Here is an 8,545-nt window from a genome sequence, read left to right on the forward strand (position 1 = left end):
GTGGCAGGGGCTCGCGGTCGTGGGGGGGGCCCCCCCCGGGGGGGCCGCCCCCCCCCCCCCCGCCTACGCGTAAGCGCCCGCCTGGAGGGAGAACAGCTCCGCGTACAGGTCGCCGCGCGCCATGAGGGCCGCGTGGTCGCCGTGCTCCCGGACCTTCCCGGCGTCGAGCACCACGATCTGGTCCGCGTCGCGCACGGTCGAGAACCGGTGCGAGACGAAGCACGTGATGGCACCCCCGGACCGCCCGGCCTCGTCGGCCGTCGCGACGAACCGCTCGAACAGGGCGTGCTCGGCCGCGGCGTCGAGCGCCGCGGCGGGCTCGTCGAGGACGAGCAGCAGCGGCTCGCGGCGCAGGAGCGTGCGCCCGAGCCCGAGCGTCTGCCACTGGCCGCCCGACAGCCCGACGCCGTTCCCGTACCCGTGCCCCAGGAGCTGGTCGAGCCCGCCCGCCTGCTTCTCGACGATGCTGCGACCGCGCGCCCGGTCGAGCGCGGCCCACAGGTCCTCGTCGACGTCGAGCGATTCGAGCCGCCCGACGCCCACGTTCTCGCGGATCGTGAGCTCGAACCGCGCGAAGTCCTGGAACAGGGTCGCGGTCCGCGCCTGCCACTCGGCGTCGTCGAGGTCGCGCAGGTCGACACCGTCGACGAGGATCCGCCCCGACGTCGGCCGGTACAGCCCGCACAGGAGCTTGACGAACGTGCTCTTGCCCGCGCCGTTGTCGCCCACGACCGCGAGGGTCGACCCCGCGGGCACGTCGAGGCTCACGCCGTCGAGGATGACACGGTCCGTGTCCGGGTAGGTGAAGGTCACGTCCTCGAAGCGCACGCCGCGCGTGAGGCGCGCCGGCACGCCGCCCGAGCCCGCAGGCTCACCCACGGGCGCTGTCACGGTGCCCGACGACGCAGTCACCAGGTCGTCGCCGACCAGGGCGCCGGACGCACCCGGGTGCGCGCCGCCGTCGGGCACCGGCTGTCCGGGCCCTGCCGCAGAGGCGGGACGCGCGACCGCCGCGCGCAGCTCCTCGACGTGCGACACCGTGCGCCCGACTCCCTGCAAGGTGCCGAGCAGCGCGAGCGCACCCGAGACCTGGACGCTCACCTGGACCGCGAGCGTGATGACCAGGACGACCTGACCCACGTTCGCCGACCCCGTGACGGCCTGGCGCACGACCAGGAACACCGCGACGCCGTACGCGCACGCGAACCACGCCTGCCCGGCCGCGCGCAGCAGGGCGCTGCGGCGGTGCGCCGACCACACGCGGGCCGTCGTCGCGGACCACGCCGCACGCTGGCGCGCGACGATCGGGGCCTGCGCGCCGAACAGGCGGACCTCCTTGGCCGAGCTGCCCGTGGTCGCGAGCGAGACGAGGTGCGTCGAGAGCTGGACCTCGTGCGCGGACGCGTCGCGCGCGGAGTCGAGCACCTTCTGCGCCGTGTCGTTGAGGAGCACGGGCGGCAGCGCGGCGAGCGGCAGCAGCAGCAGCCACGGCTCGACCATCGCCAGGACGACGGTCGTGATCGTGACCTGGAGCAGGAGCCCGCTGAGCTGGAGCGTCGCCTCGAGCGCGGACCGCACCCGCTGCAGCCCCTCGGTGACCAGGGTCAGGAGCTCGGCGAACCGCGGCCGGTCGAACTGGTCGATCTGCGGGTTGCCGTGCGCGAGCCTCGCGACCTCGTCGGTCAGCTCGAGCTGCTGCAGGTCGGCGAGCTCGAAGTAGTACAGGTGCGCGAAGTGGCCCATCATGAGCTCGAAGATCAACAGGATCGCGACGCACACGCCCAGGCTGACCGCGAGGCTCGTCTGCTGGTCGAGCGCAGCGTTGGTCAGGGCGCCGAGCGCGACGCCGACGAGCGGCCCGGCGAGGTAGCCGATGGTCATGAGGACCGCCGCCGTGAGCAGGCGGCGCCTGTCCGTGCGGTAGCCCAGGACGAGGAAGAAGCGTGCGGCTCTGAGCATGGTCCTCACGATGCGGTCTCCTTCTCTGCGGTGGAGCGGCTGGGGTCGTCGGTCTCTGTGGACGGCGTCGCACCCACGGGCGCGGTGTCGCGGAACCGTTGGGCCTGGAGCTCGAACAGGTCGGCGTATCGGCCTCCGAGCGCGACGAGCTCGACGTGGTCGCCGCACTCGACGACGCGGCCGTGCTCGATCACCGCGATCCGGTCCGCGTGGCGGACGGTCGAGAAGCGGTGCGAGATGACGACGCTCGTGATGTCCTCCGTGGTCGCGAGGAAGCGGTCGAAGAACTCCGCCTCGGCACGCACGTCGAGCTGCGCCGTCGGCTCGTCGAGGACCAGGACGGACGAGCCGCCCTGGATCGCGAGGAGAGCCCGGGCGAGGGCGACTCGCTGCCACTGCCCGCCCGACAGGTCGCGTCCGCCGGGGTAACGGCGCGAGAGCGTGGTGTCGAGCCCCTCGGGCAGTCCGCTCAGGGCGTCGAGCGCCCCGGCCCTGCTGGCCGCGGCCGTGATGGCGTCACGGTCGTCGAGCAGCGAGGGCGCACCCAGGCCGATGTTCTCCGCGGCCGTGAGCTCGTAGCGCACGTAGTCCTGGAAGATCAGCGCGAGCTGCCGCTGCCAGTCCTGCGTGTCGAGGTCGCGCAGGTCGACGCCGTCGACCAGGATGCGTCCCTCGACGGGGTGGTAGAGCCCGGCGAGGAGCTTGACGAGCGTGGTCTTGCCCGCGCCGTTGAGGCCCACGATCGCGGTGGACCGCCCGGCGCCGAGCTCGAGGTCGAGGCCGTCGAGCACCCACGGGGTGTCGTCCGTGTACCGGAAGCGCACGCCCTCGAAGCGGATGCCCTGCTCGGGGCGTCGCACGGCGACGGGTGCCGCCGGGCGTGCCGGGCGTGCCGAGGCGATCTGCTGCTCGAAGGTCCGCAGCGCGTGGAACGAGTGCAGGCCGAACTGGGTCTGCACGTCGGCCTCGGGGAAGTACACGCCGAACCGCATGGGGATCAGCACGGCCTGGAGCGCGACGCCGAGCTGGAACAGGTTCAGCCTGCCGGACGCGGCGGCGTCGGCGAGGAGCGCGAGGACGACCGCGCCACCCACGAGGCCCACGCACGAGAGACCGATGATCGGCCAGAACTGGAGCCTGCGGCTCCCGGCCCAGGCGGGCTCGTAAGCGGCCATGGTGTCGGCACGCAGGCGGGCTCGCACCCAGGGGAGCAGGCCCAGCAGGCGGATCTCCTTGGCCGCCCGGGCGCCCGTGGCGAGGTCCCGCAGGTAGAAGACCTTGCGACGCGAGCCCGACAGCGCGTCCCACATGTCGGCGAACTTCCCGAGGGTCCCGCGCACCCCGAACCGCATCGAGAGCCCGGTCGCCAGGATCACGACCCCCGCGAGGGGGGAGATGACGACGCCCACCAGCACGATCGCGCCGAGCAGCTGGACGTAGCGCGACAGGAGCGACAGCAGCGCCGCGGCCGCGTCGCCCGGCGGGCGGGCCTCGCGGGCGAAGGCCGCGCGGGCGTCGGCCAGCAGGTCGAGGGCCTCGGGGCTCTCGAGCGTGTTCAGCGGTGCGTCGTGCAGCGCGGCGCTCATGAGCCGGTCGATGCAGTGCTCGTCGACGCGGCGCGCGACGACCTCGGTGACGCCCGTCTGGAAGGGCGCGAGGACCTGCTGGACCACGAATACGCCGACTGCGAGGGCGAGGGTCGTCCAGAGCTCGGACCAGCCGGGGGCACCGGGCGGGCCGCCCGTCCCGTGCGTGCTCTCGGCGACCAACGGGACGAGGTACAGGACGTAGCCGATGAGCACGATGAACGCGAGCGGCAGCAGCCCCAGGAGGACGTTGAGCAGCGCGGCCGCGGCGACGAGCGGCTTGCCGGCCTGCGGCAGGAGCTGCGCGAGGTCGGTCCAGCGCGAGGCCCGGGCGGCAAGCGCGGCCTTGAGCGCGCTCGTGCGCGGGAGGCGCGCGGCGCCGTCGGGAGCGGGGGCAGGCGGGTCGTCGGTCATCGATACCTCCGGTGGGTGGGGCGGGTCGGTCTGCGGGCGCGCCCGCCTGCGAGGGCGCGCGGCCCGACGGTGTCGCTCCCGTCCGGGGACGGGCGCGCCGACGGGTGGGTCGGGCGGGGTGCAGGTGTGTCGCTGCGGTCCGCCGGGTCGCGTGGGTGCGCGGGTCGCAGCGACTCCGTGCGGCGGGCGTGCGGAGGCTGCGGGACGGACTGCGGGATGCGGACGGGGTGGGCCCGGAACGGTGCTGGTCGGCTCCGAGGAGCCTGCCGAGCGAACGTCCCGTGCCGCGTCATCCGGCGGTGGCCTGGCGGGGTGTGCAGGGGGAGGGGCGCCAGCGGCGGCACGTCGGTGTGCGTGTCATGGGCGGCTCCCCTCCGGTCGCGTGCGGACGCCCTCGGTGGCGGCCGTGTGTCGGTGCGCGCCGACAGTAGCGCAGGTGGTTGGTGAGGGTCGCTTCCTTTTCGCGGGGTGGTCGGCGAGCGGAGTCCGGGGCGAGCAAGGTGCCGAACCGAAACCCGTCCGTGACGCGAGCGAGACGTATCACCCCTAGAGTGACGCGCCACGACGTACCCACCGATCGGAGCTCTCATGCGCAAGATGCCACTCCTCGTCGCGGTCACGGCCGCGGCGGCCCTGGCCCTCACGGCCTGCACGGACGCCTCGCAGCCTGCCGACTCCTCGTCTGCCGGGGCGTCGGGCGAGACGGCCACCGTGACCCCCTTCGACCTCACGTCGGTGCAGAAGGACGACGCCGCGGCGGCGCTGCTGCCGGCCGAGATCGCGAGCGCCGGCAAGCTCGTGGTCGCGTCGAACACCGAGTACGCGCCCGCGGAGTTCATCGCGGCCGACGGGTCGACGCCGGTCGGGTACGACATCGACATCATCTCGGCCGTGGGCGCGGTCCTGGGGCTCGAGGTCGTCGTCGAGTCGGCGGACTTCCCGGGCATCATCCCGGCGCTGGGCACCAAGTACGACGTCGGGATCTCGTCGTTCACGATCACGGCCGAGCGCATGGCCGAGGCCAACATGGTCAGCTACTTCAACGCGGGCGAGGCGTTCTCGGTACAGAAGGGCAACCCGAAGAAGGTCGACCCGTCGAACATCTGCGGGCTGACGGTCGCGGTCCAGACGGGCACGGTCGAGGACGAGGGGGCCGACGAGATCAGCACGACCTGCGAGGAGGACGGTGAGCAGCCGCTCCAGATCCTGCGCTACGACAACCAGGCCGACGCGACGGTCAACCTGGTGGGCGGCAAGGCCGACATCATGTACGCGGACTCGCCCATCGTGTCGTACGCGGTCGAGCAGACCAAGGGAGAGATCGAGCAGATCGGGGAGGTCTTCGACTCGGCGCCCCAGGGCATCGTGACGGCGAAGGCCGACACCGAGCTCGCGGCGGCGATCCAGGCGGCCCTCACGGTCCTCATGGAGGACGGCACGTTCACCGACATCCTGGCCTCGTGGGGCAACGAGGAGGGCGCTCTCGACGAGGCCGTGGTCAACCCGCCGGTCTCCTGACGCCGGCGGTGATGCCGGTCCCGAGGTCGGTCGGGCAGCCGCGCCCGGCGGGCTGATCGTCCTCGGGACCGGCACCGTCGCGTGCCCCCGTTTTGCCAGTCCGGGCGCCCGCGCGGGAAACTGGGAGGGCAACGGTGCGGCGCCGCTCCGTGCTGCCCGCGTTGCGCGGCGCACGACCCACCCCCCTGAGGCCGGCGCCGGAGATCACCACCACGAAACGAGAGACCCCCCATGCGCAGGCTGCCCGTCCTCACCGCCCTCACCGCCATCGCCGCGACCCTCGCGCTCACGGCGTGCACCGACGCCTCCTCGGGCTCTGGTTCCTCGCCCACCGAGGGCGGCGCGTCCGCGGAGGCGTTCGACCCGTCGACCATCGCGAAGGACGAGACGATCGCCGCGATGCTCCCGGCCGACGTCGTCGAGGCCGGCACCCTGACGGTCGGCACGAACGCGACCTACGCCCCGGCCGAGTTCATCGGTGACGACGGCAAGACCATCGTCGGGTACGACGTCGACCTCGCCAAGGCGATCGGTGCCGTCCTGGGGCTCGACGTCGAGGTCACCAACGCCGACTTCGCGTCGATCATCCCGGCGATCGGCAGCAAGTACGACATCGGCATCTCGGGCTTCACGATCACGCCGGAGCGCACGGCCGCGGTCGACATGGTCAGCTACTTCCGCGCGGGCGAGGCGTTCGCCGTGGCCAAGGGCAACCCCAAGGACGTCGACCCGTCCGACGTGTGCGGCCTGAGCATCGCCGTCCAGACCGGCACGGTCGAGGACGACGCGCTCGACGGGCTGATGGCGGACTGCGAGGCCGCGGGCAAGGCGGACATCACGCCGCTGCGCTACGCGAGCCAGGCCGACGTCACGACGAACCTGGTCGGCGGCAAGGCCGACGTCATGTACGCGGACTCGCAGGTCGTGGCGTACGCCGTGACGCAGACCGATGGCCAGATCGAGCAGCTCGGCGACATCTTCGCCGACTCGCTGCACGGCATCGCGATCGCCAAGGACGACACCGCGCTCACGCAGGCCGTCCAGGCCGCGGTGCAGAAGCTCATGGACGACAGCGACTACACGACCATCCTCGACACCTGGGGCAACACCTCCGGTGCGGTGACCACGGCCGAGCTCAACCCCGTGGTCTCCTGAGCCGATCCCCTGACAGAACAGAGGTAGCCATGGCCCAGCCGCCCAGCACCCCGACTCCCGACGGTCGCCCGAGCGGTGGCCCAGCGAGCCACGGCACGGCGACCAAGCCCGCAGACCGGATACCGGACCGCATCCACGCGGTCCCGGTGCCGCGGCCGGGACGCTGGGCGGCGGCCGTGGTCCTCCTGGTCCTCGCGGCCATGGCCGTGCACGGCCTGGTCACGAACGAGAAGTTCCGGTGGGACGTCGTCTGGCTCTACCTGCGGGACGTGCAGATCATGCGCGGTGTGGGCTGGACCCTGATCCTGACGTTCTCCTCGATGGCCATCGCGGTCGTGCTCGCGGTGATCCTGGCGATCATGCGGCGCTCGGACAACCCGGTCATGCGCGCGACGAGCTGGTTCTACATCTGGTTCTTCCGCGGTACCCCGATCTACACGCAGCTCGTGTTCTGGGGCCTCATCTCGGTGCTGTACCCCAAGCTCAGCCTGGGCATCCCGTTCGGGCCCGAGTGGTTCGTGTTCGACACCGCGGACCTCTTCACGGCCGCGCGCGCGGCGATCCTGGGCCTGGCGCTCAACGAGGCCGCGTACCTCGCGGAGATCGTGCGCGCCGGTCTCGGGTCGGTGGACCCGGGCCAGGCCGAGGCCGCCAAGGCCCTGGGCATGAAGGACGGCAAGATCCTGCGGCGCATCATCCTGCCGCAGGCCATGCGCGTGATCGTCCCGCCGACGGGCAACGAGACGATCTCGATGCTCAAGACCACGTCGCTGGTCCTCGCGGTGCCGTTCAGCCTGGACCTGACGTTCGCGTCCAACGCGATCGCGAACCGCATCTTCCTCCCGATCCCGCTGCTCATGGTCGCGGCGATCTGGTACCTGCTGATCACGAGCATCCTCATGGTCGGCCAGCACTTCATCGAGCAGCACTACGGGCGCGGGTTCGGCACGTCGACGGGTTCGTCGCGTCGTCGCAAGCCGGGCAAGGGCCCGAAGAAGCCGAGCAAGCAGGAGGCGATAGCGGCGTCGGGCACGACCGCGAACGCCGACCCCTTCCTGGAGGTGACCCCGTGACCGCGGACGCACTCGGAGCATCCCGCCCGACGACGCCGCTCGCCGACGCGTCCGTCGCGCCCATGGTGGAGATCGCCGGGGTGCACAAGGCCTTCGGCGACGTGCACGTCCTCAAGGGCGTGGACCTCGAGGTGCCGCGCGGCTCGGTGTGCGTCGTGCTGGGCCCGTCGGGCTCGGGCAAGTCCACGCTGCTGCGCTGCATCAACGAGCTCGAGGACCTCACGGCGGGACGCATCTACGTCGACGGCGACCTGATCGGCTACCGCGAGGTCGACAAGAACGGCAGGAAGCGGCTGCACCGCCTGCACCCCAAGGTCATCGCTGAGCAGCGCTCGCGCATCGGCATGGTGTTCCAGCGCTTCAACCTGTTCCCGCACATGACGGCGCTGCAGAACGTCATGGAGGCGCCGGTACAGGTCCGCGGGCTGTCGCGGGCGCAGGCCAGGGCACGAGCCGTCGAGCTGCTCGGACGGGTCGGCCTCGCGGACCGCATGGACCACTACCCGGCCCAGCTCTCGGGCGGCCAGCAGCAGCGCGTCGCGATCGCGCGGGCGCTCGCGATGGACCCCGAGCTCATGCTGTTCGACGAGCCGACGTCGGCGCTCGACCCGGAGCTCGTGGGCGAGGTCCTCGCGGTCATGCGCGACCTCGCCGAGAGCGGCATGACGATGATCGTCGTGACCCACGAGATCGGCTTCGCGCGCGAGGTCGGCGACCACGTGGTGTTCATGGACGACGGCGTCATCGTCGAGCAGGGCGACCCCCGCGAGGTGCTCACGAACCCGCGCGAGGAGCGGACCCGGGAGTTCCTGGCGCACGTGCTGTAGGAACGCGTGCGCG

6 protein-coding genes are annotated in these 8,545 nt (G+C 72.2%); 4 read left to right on the forward strand and 2 right to left on the reverse strand.

All coding sequences use genetic code 11. The annotated features are described in order from the left end of the window. Window positions 1–63: 63 nt before the first annotated feature. Together ACFRCR_RS14015 and ACFRCR_RS14020 are read right to left on the reverse strand one after the other, a co-directional pair. Window positions 64–1,959 (reverse strand): ABC transporter ATP-binding protein, encoded by a 1,896-nt coding sequence (locus tag ACFRCR_RS14015; RefSeq protein ID WP_377678348.1) that lies wholly within the window; start codon window positions 1,957–1,959, stop codon window positions 64–66. Between the two features lie 5 nt (window positions 1,960–1,964). Next, the gene (locus ACFRCR_RS14020) at window positions 1,965–3,959 is read right to left on the reverse strand and encodes an ABC transporter ATP-binding protein (RefSeq protein WP_377678350.1); all 1,995 of its coding nucleotides are present in this window, start codon (window positions 3,957–3,959) and stop codon (window positions 1,965–1,967) included. Between the two features lie 588 nt (window positions 3,960–4,547). Between ACFRCR_RS14020 and ACFRCR_RS14025 the strand changes: the two genes are divergently transcribed. From ACFRCR_RS14025 to ACFRCR_RS14040, 4 genes are all read left to right on the forward strand, one after another. Beyond that, complete coding sequence (locus ACFRCR_RS14025) at window positions 4,548–5,477, forward strand: ABC transporter substrate-binding protein (protein ID WP_377678352.1); 930 nt, start codon at window positions 4,548–4,550, stop codon at window positions 5,475–5,477. Between the two features lie 231 nt (window positions 5,478–5,708). Further along, on the forward strand, window positions 5,709–6,632 hold the full coding sequence (locus ACFRCR_RS14030) for an ABC transporter substrate-binding protein (protein WP_377678354.1): 924 nt from the start codon (window positions 5,709–5,711) through the stop codon (window positions 6,630–6,632). A gap of 29 nt (window positions 6,633–6,661) precedes the next feature. Then, window positions 6,662–7,705, forward strand: a complete 1,044-nt coding sequence (locus ACFRCR_RS14035) for an amino acid ABC transporter permease (protein ID WP_191794551.1) — start codon at window positions 6,662–6,664, stop codon at window positions 7,703–7,705. Between the two features lie 62 nt (window positions 7,706–7,767). Then, the gene (locus tag ACFRCR_RS14040) at window positions 7,768–8,532 is read left to right on the forward strand and encodes an amino acid ABC transporter ATP-binding protein (RefSeq protein WP_377678355.1); all 765 of its coding nucleotides are present in this window, start codon (window positions 7,768–7,770) and stop codon (window positions 8,530–8,532) included. Window positions 8,533–8,545 lie beyond the last annotated feature (13 nt).

The sequence above is a fragment of the Oerskovia sp. NPDC056781 genome, from assembly GCF_042789955.1.
Taxonomy (GTDB): domain Bacteria; phylum Actinomycetota; class Actinomycetes; order Actinomycetales; family Cellulomonadaceae; genus Oerskovia; species Oerskovia rustica.